Here is a 17113-nt window from a genome sequence, read left to right as displayed (position 1 = left end):
CCCCGGGCCGGTGCCGTCGGCCACAGACGGTCCGCCGGCCATTGTGCCGGCCGCAACCGCCTTGGCTCCTGGACATGGCGGGAGCGTGTCCGATGGGATGGCACGGTGACGACCGATACCACCACCGAGGTCTTCGAAGAGCACCGATCCGTCCTGATGGGAGTGGCCTACCGCATGCTCGGCCGCGTCACCGACGCCGAGGACGTCGTCCAGGAGGCCTGGCTGCGCTGGTCCGGCGCCGACCGCGACGCCGTGCGCGAACCGCGCGCCTACCTCGTCCGAGTCGCCACCCGGCTGGCCGTCGACCGGCTGCGCCAGACGCAGGCCCGCAAGGAGTCCTACGTCGGCCCCTGGCTGCCCGAGCCCTACGCCACCGACTTCGGCGACACGGTGCCGGACGCCGCGGACCGGGCCGTGCTCGCCGACTCCGTGTCGCTCGCCGTCCTGGTCGTTCTGGAGTCCCTGTCACCGCTGGAGCGCGCGGTGTTCGTGCTCAGGGAGGCCTTCGGGTTCCCGTTCGGGGAGATCGCCGCCACCCTCGACCGCAGCGAGGCCGCCGTGCGCCAACTCGCCGCTCGCGCCCGCAAACACGTCGACGAACGGCGGCCGCGCTACGACGTCGACCCGGCCGAACGCCGCGATCTGACCGAGCGTTTCCTCGCCGCGGCCGCCGAGGGCGACCTCGCGAGCCTGATGGAGGTGCTCGCCCCGGACGTACGGCTGGTCGGCGACAGCGGCGGCCGCGCCAAGGCGCCGCTGCGGGTCCTGCGGACCGCCGACAAGGTCGGCCGGTTCCTGGCCGCCGTGTCCGGCCAGTTGCCCGCGGACACGACGCTGCGCTTCCTGGAGCTCAACGGCGGTCCTGCCGTGCTCCTCCTGTCCGGCGGCAAGCCCGACACCGTGTTCCAGGTGGACGTGGCGGACGGGCGCGTGCAGTGCGTCTATGTCATCCGCAACCCGGACAAGCTGGCCCTGCTGCCCGTCGGCCAGGAGCGGGAAGGCTGAGTGCGCGGCCTCCGCACGGCGACGATCGTGAACGGAGGCTTCGTCGGCACGTCCAGCACGTCCCGCGCCGCGAACGCTCCGTGAACGCTCGGTGGCGGAGCGCTCGCGCGTCGCCCAGCCGGTCGAGGATTGGTCTTGACCAAGGGTGGGGGCCGTCCTATGGTCGCAGAGAAGTGCAACAACCTTTAAAAAACAAGGGCGCTTAAACGCCGCCGGGTCACGGCGACAGCGGAGGACAGGGTGGGGACCACGCAGCTGGAACCGGTGCCGGAGCCCAAGTACTGGCACCTGAAGACCGTACTCACGGAAGCACTCGACTCCGAGTTCTCCGTGGGCGAGATCCTGCCCAACGAACGGGACCTCGCCGCCCGGTTCGGAGTCGCCCGCGCCACGCTCCGCCAGGCGCTGGATCAGCTCGAGCTGGAAGGCCGCCTGCAGCGCCGCCGCGGGGTCGGCACCACCGTCGCCCCGCCGCGCGTCGGAGTGGCCGTGGCCGCCGAGGGGCACACCTGGCCGGGGGCGGCCGGCGACGACTGGCAGCCCGCCGACTGCACGGACGCCGTTCCGCCCGCCGCGGTGACCGGCCTCCTGGAGACCGGCCGGGGCGAGCAGGTGCACACGGTGCGCCGCTCCCGTGTGTCGCACGGCCGGCCCGTGGCCGCCGAGCTGCTCTACATCCCGCACTCCTCGGTGCCCGACCTCTCGGCGATCGACGCCCCCTCCGGCACGGCACGCGCGCGTGCCGTGCTGCGCGAGCTGCAGCACCTGGAGCTGGAGGGCCGGGACCAGGCGGTCGAGCTGGGCTCGGTCAGCGCCGAGGACGCCAAGGAACTCGACCGGCTGCCCGGTGCGCCCGTCCTCGTCGTCACCACCCGCTTCCACGCCGGCGGACGCACCGCGGCCGTCTCCGTCGCCACCTACCGCGCCGACACCTGCCGCCTGACCTTCGGCGGCGACGTCGAGATCCACCACGGCACCGAGCGCCGGGCCTCCTGACCGCGCCGCCGCGCCCGGCAGCCGCCGTCCGAAGCCGCACCCGTCGCGCCCCGGCCACCGGGGCGCGACGCCTTTCGGCCACGTGCGTCCGGGGCGCTTTCAGCGCCGCGCCGTGACCGTCCCCTCCACGGCGAACAACTCCTCCTCCACATGGTCCAGCGCCAGCCGCAGCGCGCCCGTCGCCACCGCCGCCTCGCCGAGCTGCGACAGGGCCACCTTCGGCGGGCGCAGGCAGTAGCGGGCCAGCTCGTGGCGCAGCGGGTCCAATACGCCGTCCAGGCCCGCCGCCCAGCCGCCGATCACGACGAGTTCGGGATCGAGCGCGAGGACGAGGGCCGCCACGTCGTGCACCAGCCGCTGCAGGAAGCGGTCCACGGCGGCACGGGCCCGCCGGTCTCCCACGCGGGCCAGCGCGAACACATCGGCCACCTGCTGCTCGTCCAGCGGCTGCAACGGCTCGTCCGTGGTCGACAACAACGTCTCGGGCGTCGCCTCGCGGCCCAGCAGATGCAGCGCGCCGATCTCCCCGGCCGCCCCGCCGTAGCCGCGGTGCAGCCGTCCGCCGATCAGCGCACCGGCGCCGGGGCTCAACCCGGCCAGCACGAACACCACGTCGTCGGACTCGGTGGCGGCACCCTTCCAGTGCTCAGCGACGGCCGCCGCGTTGGCGTCGTTCTCGACGAGGACCGGGCACTTGAAGGAGCGACTGAGCCGTTCGCCCAGCTTCAGACCGGTCCACTGGGGCAGCGCCGTGCCCAGGCGGACCGTGCCGTCCGCCTCCACGATCCCGGGGCCGGCCACGCCGACAGCGCGCAGCGAACCGCGGGACACGCCCGACCGGCGAAGCAACTCGGCGACCGTGCTCCGCAGCCGCTCCAGGCGCTCGTCGGCCGGCGCCTTCTCCGCGACCTCCTTGGAGAGACTGCCCAGCTCACGGCCGTCGAGATCGGCGAGGAGCGCGGTCACCCGGTGTGCGCCGACGTCCAGTCCCAGCAGATGGCCGGCCTCCGCCCGGAACCGGAACCTGCGCGCGGGCCGCCCCTGGCGTCGGGCCACCCCCTCCTCGGCCGCAGCCTCCACCACGAGCCCGGCCTCGATCAGTCCCTCGACGACTCCCTCGACGGTCGGCCGGGACAGTCCGGTCACCCGGGTGATCTCGGTGAGCGTCGCGCAGTCCGTCGCGCGCAGGGCGTGCAGCACCACCGCGGAGTTGATCCGCCGCAGCAGTGAGGGATCCCCGCCGGTCAGCCGCCCCACCGTCCGTCCTCCCAGCTCGTGCGCATGTTGGCCGGATCGTACTCGGCACCGCGCTCACCCGCGAGGCCGGGCGTCGCCCGCGCCGGCGCGCGGCGCCCGGCGGACGTACTTGTCGCCCGCGCACCGCGTCATGACGACGAGAAGGCCCGGGACCTCCGATCCCGGGCCTGCTCCGCCGATCCCGCGCCGATCCCGAGGCCGGTGCCGCACCGAGCCCGCGGGGCCTGACACCACGCCAATTGTCAGTGGCGGGCGCTTTACTGGATCGCATGGACATCGCGACGTGTCTCGCCGTCATCGACCTGCTGTGCGCCCGCAGGTTTCCCACGACGCGCGGCAGGGCCGAGCACGGCGAGAGCGGTCCCGGGTACCACATAGCGGAATTGGGGACGAGCAGCGATTTCTGGGAGGGCGACGGCACCGAGCGGGAGCAGACGGAGGCGCAGTACGAGGCGGACCGGGACGGTCTCGGTGAGCGGCTCACCGAGAGGTGGGGGCCGCCCCAGGCGTTCGGTCTGTACAGCGTTTTGGAGCGGAGCGTGAACGGCGAGGACGTCGAGGAACCGTGGGCGGGTCTCAGCGGACACGTGCCGGACGTCCGGCTGTGGAAGTCGGCGGAGACGGGCCGTTGGGTCGGCCTCGGTGTGTCGCAGTGGGACAAGGAGTTGCCGTTCCAGCTGCTGGCGGTCGTCACGGACATGGACCCGCCCTGACCTGACGTCAGCTGCGCGCGGCTTCCCTCAGCCGTGCGAACTCCTGCGCCATCGTCGCCGCCGTCCAGTGCGCGTTGAGTCCACTGGGATTGGGCAGCACCCAGAGGCGGCTCGAGCCGATCGTCCGCTCCTGCGGGCCGACACGGGCCGCGCGGTCTCCGAAGGCGGCCCGGTACGCGGTCACACCGACCACTGCCAGCCATTTCGGTCGCAGCCGCTCCACCTTGGCGCGGAGGATCCGGCCACCCTCCCGGTACTCGTCGGCGGTCAGCTCGTCGGCCCGCGCGGTCGCCCGTGCCACCACGTTGGTGATCCCCAGCCCGTAGGACGGCAACTCGGCCTGCTCGGACGGCTCGAGCAGTCGCGGGGTGAAGCCCGACAGGTGCAGCGCGGGCCAGAAGCGGTTTCCGGGGCGGGCGAAGTGATGGCCCGTGGCCGCCGTCATCAGCCCCGGGTTGATCCCGCAGAACAGGACCTCGAGGCCGTCCGCGACCACGTCCGGTACCAGACGGTCGCGGGCGGCCTGGAGTTCCGCCGGGGTGAACCGCGTCAGAGGATCGCCCCCGGCGTGTAGCCGGCGGCCTCCGGGTGCCGCTTCACGATCTCCTCGACGCGGCCGACGACCGAGGTGGTCTGGGCGGCCGCGGCGCCCGTGAAGGACAGCCTGTCCGCCATCAGCGCGTCGAGTTCCGCGCGGTCCAGCGGGATGCGCTCGTCGGCGGCCAGCCGGTCGAGCAGTTCGTTGCGCTCGGCACCCCGCTCGCGCATCGCGAGGGCGCAGGCGACCGCGTTCTCCTTGATCGCCTCATGGGCGACCTCGCGGCCCACGCCCGCGCGCACCGAAGCCATCAGCACCTTGGTGGTGGCGAGGAACGGCAGATAGCGGTCCAGCTCGCGGGCGACGACCGCCGGGAAGGCGCCGAACTCGTCGAGCACCGTCAGGAACGTCTCCAGCAGACCGTCCAGCGCGAAGAACGCGTCCGGCAGCGCGACGCGGCGCACCACTGAGCACGACACGTCGCCCTCGTTCCACTGGTCGCCCGCCAGCTCGCCGGTCATCGAGGCGTAGCCACGAAGGATCACCATCAGGCCGTTGACACGCTCGCAGGAGCGGGTGTTCATCTTGTGCGGCATCGCGGAGGAGCCGACCTGACCCGGTTTGAAGCCCTCGGTCACCAGCTCGTGTCCGGCCATCAGCCGGATGGTCTTCGCCAGCGAGGAGGGCGCGGCGGCCAGCTGCACCAGCGCGGTGACGACCTCGTAGTCCAGCGAGCGCGGGTAGACCTGGCCGACGGAGGTGAAGGCCTGCGAGAAGCCCAGGTGCTCGGCGATGCGGCGCTCCAGCTCGGCGAGCTTGCCCGCGTCGCCGCCGAGCAGGTCGAGCATGTCCTGGGCCGTGCCGACGGGGCCCTTGACGCCGCGCAGCGGGTAGCGGCCGAGCAGCTCCTCGACGCGGCTGTGGGCGACGAGCAGTTCGTCGGCGGCCGTGGCGAAGCGCTTGCCGAGGGTGGTGGCCTGCGCGGCCACGTTGTGCGAGCGGCCGGCCATCACCAGCTCGCCGTACTCGCCCGCGAGCCTGCCGAGACGGGCGAGGACGGCCACCGTGCGGTCGCGCATGAGCTCGAGGGAGAGCCGGGTCTGCAGCTGCTCGACGTTCTCCGTCAGGTCGCGGGAGGTCATGCCCTTGTGCACCTGCTCGTGCCCGGCGAGCGCGTTGAACTCCTCGATCCGCGCCTTCACGTCGTGCCGGGTGACCTTCTCGCGCTCCGCGATGGAGGCGAGGTCGACCTGGTCCAGGACGCGCTCGTAGTCGGCGACCGCCTCGTCGGGCACCTCGACCCCGAGGTCCTTCTGGGCCCGCAGCACGGCGAGCCAGAGCTGTCGCTCCAGCCTCACCTTCTGCTCGGGGGACCAGAGCGTGGCCAGCTCGAGGGAGGCGTAGCGTCCGGCGAGGACGTTCGGGATACGGGGCTTTGCGGGCGCAGCAGTCACGTGCACCGATTCTACTGGCGATTCGTGCAGGCCAGATCCGCGGGCCGGTTCGGACGAAGCTACGAGACGGCCGTCACGGACGGCCTACTGCCTCCCGTCCGCGACCTCCGCCAGGATGTCGGCGTGGCACAGCTCGGGGGCGCACCAGCAGGCGAGGGTCCTGCCGCGCAGCCCGGGGACCTGCGCCAGCAGGTCGGGACGGCCCATGAGGTGGTCCCGGTACTTGGCCATCACCTCCTCCCGCGTCCCGTCGTGCTTCTTCTTGGGCGTGTCGATCTGGAACGGGTTGTACAGCGGGTGCTGAGGGAGGTCCCAGCCGCCCCGGGTGAGGCGGCGGCCGACGTAGACGATGTTCTTCGGCGCGCGTTCCAGCCGGGGGCCGTACTCCCGAAGGCGGCCCTTGAGGTTGATCACCCTGGTGGTCACGCGTGACTCCCTCCGACCCGGTCCGTGGTACTACACGTCCGGGTCCCCGTACGGCAGCAGTTGCGGACGCTTGGCCGGACGGCCGTCGCCCGAGGACCGGCCGGTCAGCCGCCGTCCTATCCACGGCAGCAGGTGCTGCCGGGTGAACCGGATGTCCGCGCTCCGGCGGGCGAGCCAGGTCGGCGGCGCGGTAGGGGGCGGCGGTGTGCGCCACTCCGTATCCTCCGCCCCGTACCCGAGTGCCTGCCACACGGCTTCCGCCACCCGGCGGTGCCCGTCGGCCGTCAGGTGCAGCCGGTCCACGTCCCACAGGCGCGGGTCGGCGAGGGACGGCGCACCGTACAGGTCGACGACGAGCGCGCCGTGCCGCGCGGCGAGGTCGTCGACGCAGGCGAACAGCTCCTCCATACGGGGCCGGAAGCGCTCCAGGACCGGACCCTGCCGGCCGGGGCTGCGCATCAGGACGAGCTGTTTGCACGACGGGGCGAGCCGCTCCACGGCTTCCGTCAGCAGCGCGCGGACCCGCCCCATGTCGCACTTGGGCCGCAGTGTGTCGTTGAGCCCGCCGACCAGCGTGACCACGTCGGCCCCCATCGCCGCGGCGACGTCCACCTGCTCGTCGACGATCTGGCCGATCAGCTTGCCGCGCACAGCGAGATTGGCGTACCGGAATCCAGGGTTCCGCGCGGCCATCCGGCCCGCGAGGACATCGGCCCAGCCGCGGTAGGAGCCGTCGGGCAACAGGTCCGACATGCCCTCGGTGAAGGAGTCGCCGATGGCGACCAGGCTGGAGTAGGTGGGGTTCGTCTGCATGGCGCCGTAGATGCTATCCCGGCCGCCCCCACTCCATACCCACCGGTCGGTCAGTCTGTGCCGGGCCGCGCGTACCCGCCCGCCCGCGGCCCCGGCGCAGGGCTGCGGCGAAGGTCTTCACGAGGCCCGGAGGTGCCTTTCGGGCCCGCTCGCACCGGGCGGCCCGGACGTCAGGCAGGCCGGCCGAAGAGCTGGCGCAGCACGTCCTCCATCGTCACCAGGCCCGCGAGACGGCCGTCCGTGCCCAGCACCGCGGCCAGGTGGGTCCGGCTGCGGCGCATGGCCGTGAGGACGTCGTCCAGCGGGGTGGTCTCGCGCACCCGGGCGATGGGCCGCATGTCCCTGAGCCGGAACGGCACATCCCGTGGTGAGGCGTCCAGGGCGTCCTTGACGTGGAGGTAACCGATGATCCGCCGGCCTTCGTCCACCACCGGGAAGCGCGAGAAGCCGGACTGGGCCGACAGCTGCTCCAGCTGTTCCGGAGTCACGCCCACCCGCGCGTAGACGACGTGCTGAAGCGGCACCACCACATCCCTCACGGGCCGCCGGCCGAGGACCAGCGCGTCGTGCAGCCGTTCCTGCGCACGGTCGTCGATGAGCCCCGCCGCGCTGGAGTCCTTGACGAGCCGCACCAGTTCGTCGTCGGAGAACGTCGCCGCGACCTCGTCCCGCGTCTGCACCCGCAGCAGCCGCAGCAGTGCGTTCGCGAGCGTGTTCACCGCGAAGATGACCGGGCGCAGCGCCCGGGACATCCCCACCAGCGGCGGGCCGAGCAGCAGTGCCAGCCGCACCGGCTCCGCGAGCGCGATGTTCTTCGGCACCATCTCGCCGAGCAGCATGTGCAGATACGTCGCCAGCGCCAACGCGATCATGAACGACACCGCACGCCCCGCGCTCTGCGGCACGCCCGCCGCGTGGAACAGGGGCTCCAGCAGGTGCTCGATCGCCGGCTCGGCGACCACACCGAGGACCAGGGTGCACAGGGTGATGCCGAGCTGTGCCGCCGCCAGCAGCGCCGACACGTGCTCCAGCCCCCACAGCACGCTGCGCGCGCGCCGCTCGCCCGCCTCGGCGCGCGGCTCGACCTGGCTGCGGCGCACGGAGATCAACGCGAACTCCGCTCCGACGAAGAACGCGTTCGCCACCAGCGTCAACAGACCGATCAGCAACTGGACGGCCGTCACCGCTCCCCCTCCTCCAGGGTGCGCGGCGCGTGCATGAGCACCCGCGCGGCCCTGCGCCCCGATGCGTCCACCACGTCCAGCCGCCAGCCGGCCACCTCGATGCGGTCACCCTTGACCGGTATGCGGCCCAGTTCCGTGGCGACGAGTCCGGCCAGCGTCTCGTACGGCCCCTCCGGCACACGGAGTCCCACGCGCGCGAGCTGGTCGACGCGGGCCGAACCGTCGGCCGAGTACAGGGCCCGGCCGACGGCGTCGAGTCCGGCCGACGCCAGGTCGGGTGTCTCGTGCGGATCGTGCTCGTCGCGCACCTCGCCGACGACCTCCTCGACGATGTCCTCCAGCGTGGCGACCCCGGCGGTGCCGCCGTACTCGTCGATGACGACGGCGATGGTGTTCTTGCCGGAGAGCCGGTCGAGCAGCCGGTCCACGGTGAGGGATTCGGGAACGAACAGCGGTTCGCGTATCAGCTGGGCGACGGACCGCAGCGGCCTTTCCTCGGCGGGCACCGTGAGGATGTCCTTGATGTGGGCGGTGCCGATGACCGAGTCCAGGCTGCCGCGGTAGACGGGGAACCGCGACAGGCCCGTCGCGCGCGTCGCGTTCGCCACGTCCTCGCAGGTCGCCTGGGCGTCCAGGGCGACGACCTGGACGCGCGGCGTCATCACGTTCTCCGCGGTGAGGTCGGCGAGGTTCAGGGTGCGGACGAACAGCTCGGCGGTGTCCGCCTCCAGAGCGCCCTCCTTGGCGGAGTGCCGGGCGAGCGCCACCAGCTCCTGGGGTCCGCGCGCGGAGGCCAGCTCCTCGGCGGGCTCGAGGCCGAAGCGGCGCACGACGCGGTTGGCGGTGTTGTTCAGATGGGTGATGAAGGGGCGGAACGCGCGGCTGAACCAGCGGAGCGGCCCGCCCACCCGCTTGGCCACGGCCAGCGGCGAGGAGATCGCCCAGTTCTTGGGCACCAGCTCGCCGACCACCATCAGGAACACCGTCGACAGGGCCGTGCCGAGGACCAGGGCCACGGACGGGGCCGCGGAGCGGGGCACGCCCAGCGCCTCGAGCGGGCCCGCGATCAGCTTGGCGATCGACGGCTCGGAGAGCATGCCGACCACCAGGTTGGTGACCGTGATCCCGAGCTGCGCGCCGGACAGCTGGAACGTCAGGCTGCGCACCGCCTTGAGGGCGCCGGCCGCGCCGCGCTCACCGCGCCGCTCGGCATGCTCCAGCTGGCTGCGCTCGACCGTGGTGAGGGAGAACTCCGCCGCGACGAAGACACCGCAGGCCAGCGAGAGCAGAACCGCCACCAGCAGGAGGAGCACTTCGGTCATCGGGTCACCTCCGTCCCAGGATCGGCCAGGGGCGCGGGGACCGCGCGATCACGGGTACCGGGAGGCTCGCCCATGGACGGACGCTCACACCTTTCATGGTGGGACGGGTTGACCCCGAGGGGCCGGCAGCTCGACCCCTTCATGGTAAAGGATCGGCAAAGCAACTCCCGTGGCTCAGTCGGTGAGCGGTTTCACCCACCTCCGCCACTGCTCCTCCGGCGCGTACCCGGCGGCCCGCCACGCATGGTGCGCGGTCTCGTTGCGCTGCAGCACCATCGCGTCGCCGCGGCGCCCCCCGAGCCGTACGAACCGCTCCTCCGCCGCGGACAGCAGTGCCGAACCGATGCCCTGCCGCCGTCGCTCCGGATGCACCGCGAGCCGGTACAGATGACAACGCCAGCCGTCGAAGCCCGCGATCACCGTACCGACCAGCTCTCCGCCACTTTCCGCGAGGATCAGCGCCCCCGGGTCGCGGTCGACGAGGAGCTCCACCCCGTCCCGGTCGTCGCTGATGCTCGTGCCCTCCGCGGCCGCTTTCCAGAAGGCCGGCACGGTGTCCAGGTCCTCGGGCCGCGCGGCCCGTATCCGCAGATCGCTCATACGGTGATCCGATCACACGGACGGTGCCGGATCTTTGAATTCCGACCTGTGGACGGCATGCGGACCTCAGGGGGATCCATGCGCACCGCTACGCGCCGCGCAGTGCCTCGATGACCGGCGCGAACGCCTCCATGGACGACTCCAGGACGGTCAGATACGTGAAGCCGTACCGCTCGCGCCGCGCCCGCACCTGCTCGACGATCTGCTCCAGCGTGCCGATCAGGAAGATGGGCAGGGCCAGGGCCCGTTCCGGCGTCAGGTTCGGCAGGTGCTCGAGGAGCGGGCGCACGGCGGCCTCGCGGTCCCCGGTGACGACGACCCTCTGGATGAGCACGTTCAGCTCGGCGGGCCGGCCGCGGCCGGCCGCGAGCCTGCGATACAGGGCCACGCGCTCGTCGAGCTGCTCGGCCGTGATCGGCTCCAGCTGCCCCGTCGTGCTCCCCGGCACCGAGCGCGCCCCCGTGAACGCGGCGATGTCGGCGTGCTCGGCGGTGAGCTCGAGCATGCGGTCGCCGTTGGCGCCGATCAGCAGCGGCACCCGCGGCCGCTGCACGGGCTGCGGCCGGTGTTCCCCGGAACCCAGCAGCCGGTCCAGTTCCTCCACCGTGCGCCGCAGATGGTCCACGCGCTCGCGTGGTGAGCCGTACGGCAGCCCCGCCTGCTCGTGCTCCGCCCGGACGTAGCCGGTGCCGAGCCCCAGCTCCAGCCGCCCACCGGTCAGCGCGTCCGTCGTCGCCACCTCACGCGCCAGCAGAGCGGGGTTCCAGAAGCCCGCGTTGAGCACGAACGTCCCCACCCGGGGGCGCTCGGTCGCCTCCGCCGCGGCGACCAGCGCCGGGAAGGGAGCCGGCAGGCCGAGGTGGTCGGGGACCAGGATCACGTCGTAGCCGAGTTCCTCCGCCCGCCGGCACTTCGCGCGCCACTCGGCGGCCGGGGCGGGGTCGAGCAGGTTGACGCCGAAACGGAACGGACGTGGCATGAACTCTCCTTGTTGGCATGCGACTTGAGCAGCCACGCGATTCCATCACTCGTGCGCGATCGCCGCCAGCACATTCATGCGCGATGCACGCAACGCCGGCAGCAGCGCCGCCACGACGCCCACGACCGCCGAACCCACCAGGACGACGACGATGGTCGCCCAGGGGATCGCCAGCGCCTTCATGCCCTGCAACGCCAGCACCCGCTGGGTGCACAGACCCCACACCAGCCCCAGCGCCAGCCCGAGCACGGCGCCGAACACCGCGATCACCACCGACTCCAGCCGGATCATCCGCCGCAGCTGCCTGCGGGCCAGCCCGATCGCGCGCAGCAGACCGATCTCCCGGGTCCGCTCCACGACCGACAGGGCCAGGGTGTTGACCACCCCGAGCACCGCGATGACGATCGCGAGGCCCAGCAGCGCGTAGACCAGGTACAGCAGTACGGCGATCTGGTTGTGGACCAGCTTCTTGTAGTCGGCCTGGTCGCGGGCCTGGACCTGCGGGTAGGGGGCGAGGGCCTTCTCCAGACGGGCACGCAACCGGTCCTTGGAGGTGCCGGGCGCCGCGTTCACGAAGAGCGCCATGTCCTGTCCCTGCGGCACGTACCTCTGGAGCGTCCCCATGCCGAGGATCAGCCCGCCCCGCGTACTGAAGTTGTTCGAACCGGCCTGGTTCGTGAGCGCGGCGACCCTCAGCTCGGTGCGGCGGTCGCCCGGGAACCGGACGGGGATCGTGGAGCCGAGGCGGACGCCGTGGTCCTTGGCGAACGCCGCGTCCATGGCGAGGGCGCCGTCCGCGAGCGCGGTGGCCGTGTCACCCCGGACGTAGGTGAGGTGGGCGACCTCGTCGAGCCGCCGGTCGAAGGCCGTGGCCGTGGTCGCGATCCGCCCGCCGTCCGGCAGCATCATCGCGACGGGCGTGTACCGCTGCCGTACGACCAGCCCGGCACCCTTCACGGCCCGGACCCGGTCGGTGATCTCCCGGGGGAAGGGCTGCGGGGCTCCCGATCTGCTCTGCACCACGAAGTCGGCGCCCAGCGTCTTGTCGATCTGCTGGTCGAACGACCTGGACATGGACGTGCTCGCCACCGACATACCGGCCACCAGTGCGAGCCCGACCATCAGGGCGGACGCGGTGGCCCCCGTGCGGCGCGGATTGCGCAGGGCGTTGCGCTGGCTCATCCGTCCGATCGAGCCGAACAGGGCGGGGAAGGCGGCCCCCAGCACCCGGATCAGTGGGCGTACCAGCAGCGGACCCGCGATCACGGTCGCGACGAGCGTGAACACCACACCGACCCCGAGCAGCGCGGTGGCCGGGGCGGTCCTCGTCGCCCGGGCGCAGCCGGCGAGCGCGGCCACGCCGAGCGCACCGACGATCGCCCCCGCCACCGCGCGCAGCGTCAACGGCCGCCCCACACCGGCGACCTCGGCGTCCGCGAGGGCCGCCATGGGGGAGACACGGGCCGCGCGCCGGGCCGGGAGGTAGGCGGCGACGAAGGTGACGCCGACCCCGACCGCGAAGGCGGCGACGGGAGTGACCCAGCCGATCACCATCTCGGTGGACGTGATGTTCATGCCGAACACGCTCATCAGCCTGATCAGCCCGGCCGCGAGCCCGATACCCGCGACCAGACCCAGCGTCGAGCCGAGCAGGCCGAGCAGCAGTGCCTCCGTCAGCACGGACCGGCGCACCTGCCGCCGCTCGGCGCCCAGGGCGCGCAGCAGCCCCAGCTCGCGGGTGCGCTGGGCGATCAGCATCGAGAACGTGTTGACGATGAGGAACACGCCCACCAGTACGGCGATCCCGGCGAAGCCCACCATCACGTACTTGATCACGTCGAGGAACGCGCCGAGCCGGTCCGTGTCGGACTTGGCCTGTTCGGCGGCGGTCCTCAGGTCGTAGGAGGCCGTGCCGATCGCCGCGGCGATCCGCTGCTTGAGCCGTGCGTCGCCCACGCCCGGTGCCGCGTCGACGGAGATGCTCGTGGCCACGTCGGGGCGCCCCAGCAGCCTGGTCTGCGCGGTCGGGGTGTCCAGGAAGACCAGGGCGGCGCCCGGGTTCGTGGTGGTGAAGGTGGCGATCCCGACCACGCGCACCTTGAACGACCCGGGACGGGCGACCACCGTCAGCGTGTCGCCGATCCGGACGTGCTTGTGCCGGGCGGTGTCCGCGTCCAGCAGCGCCTCGCCGGGACCGTGCGGGGCGTGCCCGGACGTGAGCCGGACCGGGCTGTGCCCGGAGACGGACCAGTTCCTGGCGATGGTGGGCGCGCCGGTGGTCGGACCCACCGGATCGTTCCTGCGGTCGACGACCGTGACGTCCTGCACGGCGACGTCGGCATGCGCGGCGGCGACGCCGTCGACCCGGGCCACCCGGGTGGCCAGCGAGGCCGGGAGGGTCTGCGTCGCCCCCGACGGGATCTGGGACGACAGGTCCTCCCGGGGGCTCACGGTCACATCGGCCGCCGTCGAGGCGAACAGCCGGTCGAAGGTCCGGGAGACCGTGTCCGAGAAGATCAGGCTGCCCGCGACGAACGCCACCGACAGGAGTACGGCCAGCGCGGAGAGCGCGAGCCGTCCCTTGTGCGCGAGGAAGCTGCGCAGTGTCGCCCTGAGCACGGTCGCCTCAGTCCCCGGAGCGGGAGCTCTCGTCGGAGGCCGCCCGCATGGTGTCGAAGCCGGGGGCCGGGGGGGTGCCTCCGGCGAAGAGGCGCATGCGCTCCAGCACGGCCTCGGCCGTGGGCCGCTCCATCTCGTCCACGATCCGCCCGTCCGCCAGGTACAGCACCAGATCGGAGTGGGCCGCCGCGCCCGGATCGTGGGTGACCATGACGACCGTCTGCCCGAGCTCGTCGACGGCCCGGCGCAGGAATCCCAGCACCTCGAGCCCGGCCCGCGAGTCCAGGTTGCCCGTCGGCTCGTCCGCGAAGATCAACTCGGGGCGGGAGACGAGCGCCCGGGCGCAGGCGACGCGCTGCTGCTGCCCGCCGGACAGCTGGGAGGGCCGGTGCCCGAGCCTGTCCCGCAGCCCCAGCGTGCCGATCACCTGGTCGAGCCACTCCGGGTCGGGTTTCCTGCCCGCGATGTCCATGGGCAACGTGATGTTCTCGGCCGCGTTCAGTGTCGGGATCAGATTGAACGACTGGAACATGAAGCCGATCCGGTCCCGGCGCAGCCGGGTCAGCTCGCGGTCCTTGAGCCCCGTGATCTCGATGTCGCCGAGCCACACCCGGCCCGCCGAGACGCTGTCCAGCCCCGCCAGGCAGTGCATCAGCGTGGACTTCCCGGAGCCCGAGGGGCCCATCACGGCGGTGAAGCGGCCGCGCGCGATGTCCACGTCGACCGAGTCGAGGGCGAGCACCGCCGTCTCACCCGAGCCGTACGCCTTCGTCAGGCCCCTGGCGCGGGCGGCGAACCCGTCCGCCTCCGCCCGTCCCGGGGCGTGCTCCGCTGCAGCAGTGGACAAGACCGCCTCCTAGGTCGTGGACGTCCCGGCGATCCGGACTTCCTCCTCCCGGCACGAGCGTAGTGTGATGCACCGCGCACCGGGTATGCCACAGGTCCGGGGCGGTCGCCCGAGTCCCCCTCTTGCCGGTGCTAGCGCCTCGGCGCTAGCGTCGAGGTATGGCGAAGACCCAGCTGAACGTGAGGGTGGACGAGGACACCGCCCGAGCCGCCCGCGAACGTGCCCTGGAGCGCGGTATGAGCGTCAACCGGTACATAGAAGAGCTGGTGCGACAGGACACCGGGGAGGCCGGCCACACGTTCGTCGAGGCCGCCGCCGACTTCATGAAGCAGTACGAGTCCGTCTTCGCCGAGGAGTTCGGCACCGCCCGCGAGAGCTCCTCGGAGCACCGCAGCGAAGGTCGTCGCTGACCGTTGAGCCACCTCAGAATCGACCTCGCCTGGCTGCTGATGGTCGCCGAACAGAAGACGCCCGGAGATCCCCAGGTCACCGACTGGGGCGCGCTCGTCGCCGCGGTCAGCCGGCACGAAGCGGAGATATTCGGTGTCCCCGTCTACGACACCCCGCACACCCGCGCCGCCGCCCTGCTCCAGCTGCTGCTGCACGTCCCGGCGCTGGAACGCTCCAACGCACTGTTCGCCTCCGCGGTCGCCTACGCCTATCTCGTCGCCAGCGGCGTCAAGGTCGTCACCTCCCCGGAACAGGTGCGGGATCTGGCCCGGCTGGTCAAGAGCGGGGACGCCTCCGTGTACGACATCGCGCAGCAACTGCGCCAGTGGAGCCTGTGACGAGGGTTCCGGCTAATCCGTGCGGCCGGGCCGCCAGGCGGTGCCCAGCACGCAGTACGAGGTAGGCAGGCGCGGCCCCTTCTCCGGCATCAGCAGCCGCTGGTACGGGCCCGGTTCGAAACCGGCGGCGCGCAGGGCCGCCACCGGGTCCCGGGACAGGTGGCAGCCGCCGCTGAGCGGTGGCCACACCGTGCAGTCCAGGGCGCGCTGGGCGTACCGCATCACGGGCCCGCCGCCCGCGCCGTGCTCGTAGAACCGCACGGTCCCGCCGGGCCGCAGCACCCTGCGCAACTCGCCGAGGGCGCGGGACACGTCCCGCACGCTGCACAGCACCAGCGACAGGACCGCCGCGTCGAAGGCCTCGCTCTTGACCGGCAGCGCCTCCGCGGCGCCCGGCACCACGTCCACGGGCACGTCGGCGCGCAGGGCCGCCTCGACCGCCTTCCGCCGCAGCAGCCGCTCGGGTTCGATCGCCACCACCTCGGAGACGGTGCCCGGGTAGTGGGCGAAGTTCAGGCCGTTGCCCGCACCGATCTCGATGACCCGGCCGGAGAGCCCGGCGAGCAGCCGGTCCCGTACGGCCCCCAGACCGAGGCGCCGCTCGGCGGTGACGCTGAGCCGGGCGTAGGAGCGGGCGAAGATCGGATGGTGCACGGAGTCCCGCGGCACCGCGCGGGGGCGGACGGACCGCAGTGGCATGGAGCACCTCCCGGGCAGGACGGACGTCAACGGCATTCTGCCCCGCACACGTCCCGCGCATCCGCGCCCGACGGGCCCACGTGCGCGCCCCGGCCGCGGGCGCGACGGCGAGGTGAGTCTCCCCGGTTGCGGAGCCCGAGGCGGCCCGCCGCGTTCTACGGCGCGAACCTCGACATGAAGGTCCCGGCGTCCCACGTTCCGCCCAGCCGGGGCGCCAGCCGGCCGGCCGCCTCCGCCCGGAAGACGGCGGGTGCGTGGGAACCCGCACCCTCGGGCAGCGCGCCGAGCAGCGGGACTTCGGTCACCGTCGGGAGGTCCGCCAGGTTGCACCGGGAGGCGAGGTCCGGGGACGTGGGCCAGCTGCCGATGACCACACCCGCCGGCTGAAGCTGCCGGCGCCGCAGTTCACGTACCGTCAGTTCCGTCGCGTTCAGCGTGCCGAGGCCCGCCGACGCCACCACCAGCACCGGCGCCCCCAGCAGCCGCGCCGCGTCCGCCAGGGTGCCGCCCTCGTCGTCGAACCGTACGAGCAGTCCGCCGGCGCCCTCCACGAGGACCAGGTCGTGCTCGGCGTCCAGTTTCGCGGCGGCGTCCGCCACCTCGTGCGGTCGCACGGACGCCATCCCGGCCCGCCGGGCGGCCGTCGCGGGTGCCAGCGGCTCCGGGTAGCGGGCGAGTTCGCGCGTCGTCACGGCGCCCGCGAGCCGGGCCACCTCCTCGGCGTCCCCGCGCTCTTCCGCCCGTACCCCCGTCTGCGCGGGCTTGAGGACCGCCACGGACCACCCGGCGGCGACGGCCACCGCGGCGACGGCGGCCGTCGTGACCGTCTTGCCGATCTCCGTACCGGTCCCTGTGATCACCAGTACCGTCATG

18 protein-coding genes are annotated in these 17113 nt (G+C 72.7%); 5 read left to right on the top strand and 13 right to left on the bottom strand.

Going from position 1 to position 17113, the window contains the following annotated elements; translation table 11 throughout:
• Positions 1-105: 105 nt before the first annotated feature.
• Together AC5WS8_RS27205 and AC5WS8_RS27200 are read left to right on the top strand one after the other, a co-directional pair.
• A complete protein-coding gene (locus AC5WS8_RS27205; protein ID WP_496106115.1) occupies positions 106-1005 on the top strand; it encodes an RNA polymerase sigma-70 factor in 900 nt (299 codons plus the stop codon).
• Positions 1006-1245: 240 nt separating this feature from the next.
• Positions 1246-2001: a GntR family transcriptional regulator gene (locus AC5WS8_RS27200; RefSeq protein WP_496106114.1), complete on the top strand. Its 756-nt coding sequence runs from the start codon at positions 1246-1248 to the stop codon at positions 1999-2001.
• 99 nt (positions 2002-2100) lie between these two features.
• On the opposite strand, the gene AC5WS8_RS27195 is transcribed toward AC5WS8_RS27200, so the two are convergent.
• Positions 2101-3258 (bottom strand): ROK family transcriptional regulator, encoded by a 1158-nt coding sequence (locus tag AC5WS8_RS27195; RefSeq protein ID WP_496106113.1) that lies wholly within the window; start codon positions 3256-3258, stop codon positions 2101-2103.
• Positions 3259-3527: 269 nt separating this feature from the next.
• Here AC5WS8_RS27195 and AC5WS8_RS27190 point away from each other — a divergent pair, with 269 nt between their 5' ends.
• Entirely contained in the window at positions 3528-3971 is a 444-nt protein-coding gene (locus tag AC5WS8_RS27190; protein ID WP_496106112.1) for a hypothetical protein, read from the top strand.
• A gap of 7 nt (positions 3972-3978) precedes the next feature.
• Here AC5WS8_RS27190 and mug read toward each other — a convergent pair whose 3' ends face one another.
• The 10 genes from mug to AC5WS8_RS27140 form a co-directional block, all read right to left on the bottom strand.
• Positions 3979-4524 (bottom strand): G/U mismatch-specific DNA glycosylase, encoded by a 546-nt coding sequence (mug, locus tag AC5WS8_RS27185; RefSeq protein ID WP_496106194.1) that lies wholly within the window; start codon positions 4522-4524, stop codon positions 3979-3981.
• Positions 4521-5963, bottom strand: a complete 1443-nt coding sequence (purB, locus tag AC5WS8_RS27180; RefSeq protein WP_496106111.1) for an adenylosuccinate lyase — start codon at positions 5961-5963, stop codon at positions 4521-4523. The genes mug and purB overlap by 4 nt, the downstream gene beginning before the upstream one ends.
• An 84-nt stretch (positions 5964-6047) precedes the next feature.
• Positions 6048-6389, bottom strand: a complete 342-nt coding sequence (locus AC5WS8_RS27175; protein WP_496106110.1) for a DUF4326 domain-containing protein — start codon at positions 6387-6389, stop codon at positions 6048-6050.
• A 30-nt stretch (positions 6390-6419) separates the two neighbouring features.
• Entirely contained in the window at positions 6420-7202 is a 783-nt protein-coding gene (locus tag AC5WS8_RS27170; RefSeq protein WP_496106109.1) for an SGNH/GDSL hydrolase family protein, read from the bottom strand.
• 170 nt (positions 7203-7372) lie between these two features.
• Positions 7373-8386, bottom strand: coding sequence for a hemolysin family protein (locus AC5WS8_RS27165; RefSeq protein WP_496106108.1), 1014 nt, complete (start codon positions 8384-8386; stop codon positions 7373-7375).
• Positions 8383-9708 carry a hemolysin family protein gene (locus AC5WS8_RS27160; RefSeq protein ID WP_496106107.1) on the bottom strand — a complete coding sequence of 442 codons (1326 nt, stop codon included), beginning with the start codon at positions 9706-9708 and terminating at the stop codon, positions 8383-8385. Before AC5WS8_RS27160 ends, AC5WS8_RS27165 begins: the two co-directional genes overlap by 4 nt.
• 174 nt (positions 9709-9882) lie before the next feature.
• Positions 9883-10308 (bottom strand): GNAT family N-acetyltransferase, encoded by a 426-nt coding sequence (locus AC5WS8_RS27155; protein ID WP_496106106.1) that lies wholly within the window; start codon positions 10306-10308, stop codon positions 9883-9885.
• A gap of 88 nt (positions 10309-10396) precedes the next feature.
• Positions 10397-11287 carry an LLM class F420-dependent oxidoreductase gene (locus tag AC5WS8_RS27150; RefSeq protein ID WP_496106105.1) on the bottom strand — a complete coding sequence of 297 codons (891 nt, stop codon included), beginning with the start codon at positions 11285-11287 and terminating at the stop codon, positions 10397-10399.
• 45 nt (positions 11288-11332) lie between these two features.
• The gene (locus AC5WS8_RS27145) at positions 11333-13906 is read right to left on the bottom strand and encodes an ABC transporter permease (protein ID WP_496106104.1); all 2574 of its coding nucleotides are present in this window, start codon (positions 13904-13906) and stop codon (positions 11333-11335) included.
• 7 nt (positions 13907-13913) lie between these two features.
• Positions 13914-14753: an ABC transporter ATP-binding protein gene (locus tag AC5WS8_RS27140; protein WP_496106103.1), complete on the bottom strand. Its 840-nt coding sequence runs from the start codon at positions 14751-14753 to the stop codon at positions 13914-13916.
• 158 nt (positions 14754-14911) lie between these two features.
• On the opposite strand from AC5WS8_RS27140, the gene AC5WS8_RS27135 reads away from it, so the two are divergent.
• Positions 14912-15163, top strand: a complete 252-nt coding sequence (locus tag AC5WS8_RS27135; protein ID WP_496106102.1) for a toxin-antitoxin system HicB family antitoxin — start codon at positions 14912-14914, stop codon at positions 15161-15163.
• Positions 15164-15166: 3 nt separating this feature from the next.
• On the top strand, positions 15167-15541 hold the full coding sequence (locus tag AC5WS8_RS27130) for a fic family toxin-antitoxin system, toxin component (RefSeq protein ID WP_496106101.1): 375 nt from the start codon (positions 15167-15169) through the stop codon (positions 15539-15541).
• Between the two features lie 12 nt (positions 15542-15553).
• Here the strand turns inward: AC5WS8_RS27130 and AC5WS8_RS27125 are convergent, their stop codons facing one another.
• The gene (locus tag AC5WS8_RS27125; RefSeq protein ID WP_496106100.1) at positions 15554-16240 is read right to left on the bottom strand and encodes a class I SAM-dependent methyltransferase; all 687 of its coding nucleotides are present in this window, start codon (positions 16238-16240) and stop codon (positions 15554-15556) included.
• A 155-nt stretch (positions 16241-16395) separates the two neighbouring features.
• On the bottom strand, positions 16396-17112 hold the full coding sequence (bioD, locus tag AC5WS8_RS27120) for a dethiobiotin synthase (RefSeq protein ID WP_496106099.1): 717 nt from the start codon (positions 17110-17112) through the stop codon (positions 16396-16398).
• Position 17113: the final 1 nt, after the last annotated feature.

The sequence above is a fragment of the Streptomyces sp. PTL18 genome (assembly GCF_059510295.1).
Note: the sequence above shows the minus strand (reverse complement) of the source record. Positions and strands in the feature narration are given on the sequence as shown.

Excerpts from the sequence above, each read along its gene's own strand:
- AC5WS8_RS27190 (WP_496106112.1), top strand. The coding sequence starts at position 3,528 with ATGGACATCGCGACGTGTCTCGCCGTCATCGACCTGCTGTGCGCCCGC.
- AC5WS8_RS27170 (WP_496106109.1), bottom strand. The coding sequence starts at position 7,202 with ATGCAGACGAACCCCACCTACTCCAGCCTGGTCGCCATCGGCGACTCC.
- AC5WS8_RS27160 (WP_496106107.1), bottom strand. The coding sequence starts at position 9,708 with ATGACCGAAGTGCTCCTCCTGCTGGTGGCGGTTCTGCTCTCGCTGGCC.
- AC5WS8_RS27155 (WP_496106106.1), bottom strand. The coding sequence starts at position 10,308 with ATGAGCGATCTGCGGATACGGGCCGCGCGGCCCGAGGACCTGGACACC.
- AC5WS8_RS27150 (WP_496106105.1), bottom strand. The coding sequence starts at position 11,287 with ATGCCACGTCCGTTCCGTTTCGGCGTCAACCTGCTCGACCCCGCCCCG.
- AC5WS8_RS27135 (WP_496106102.1), top strand. The coding sequence starts at position 14,912 with ATGGCGAAGACCCAGCTGAACGTGAGGGTGGACGAGGACACCGCCCGA.
- AC5WS8_RS27125 (WP_496106100.1), bottom strand. The coding sequence starts at position 16,240 with ATGCCACTGCGGTCCGTCCGCCCCCGCGCGGTGCCGCGGGACTCCGTG.
- bioD (WP_496106099.1), bottom strand. The coding sequence starts at position 17,112 with ATGACGGTACTGGTGATCACAGGGACCGGTACGGAGATCGGCAAGACG.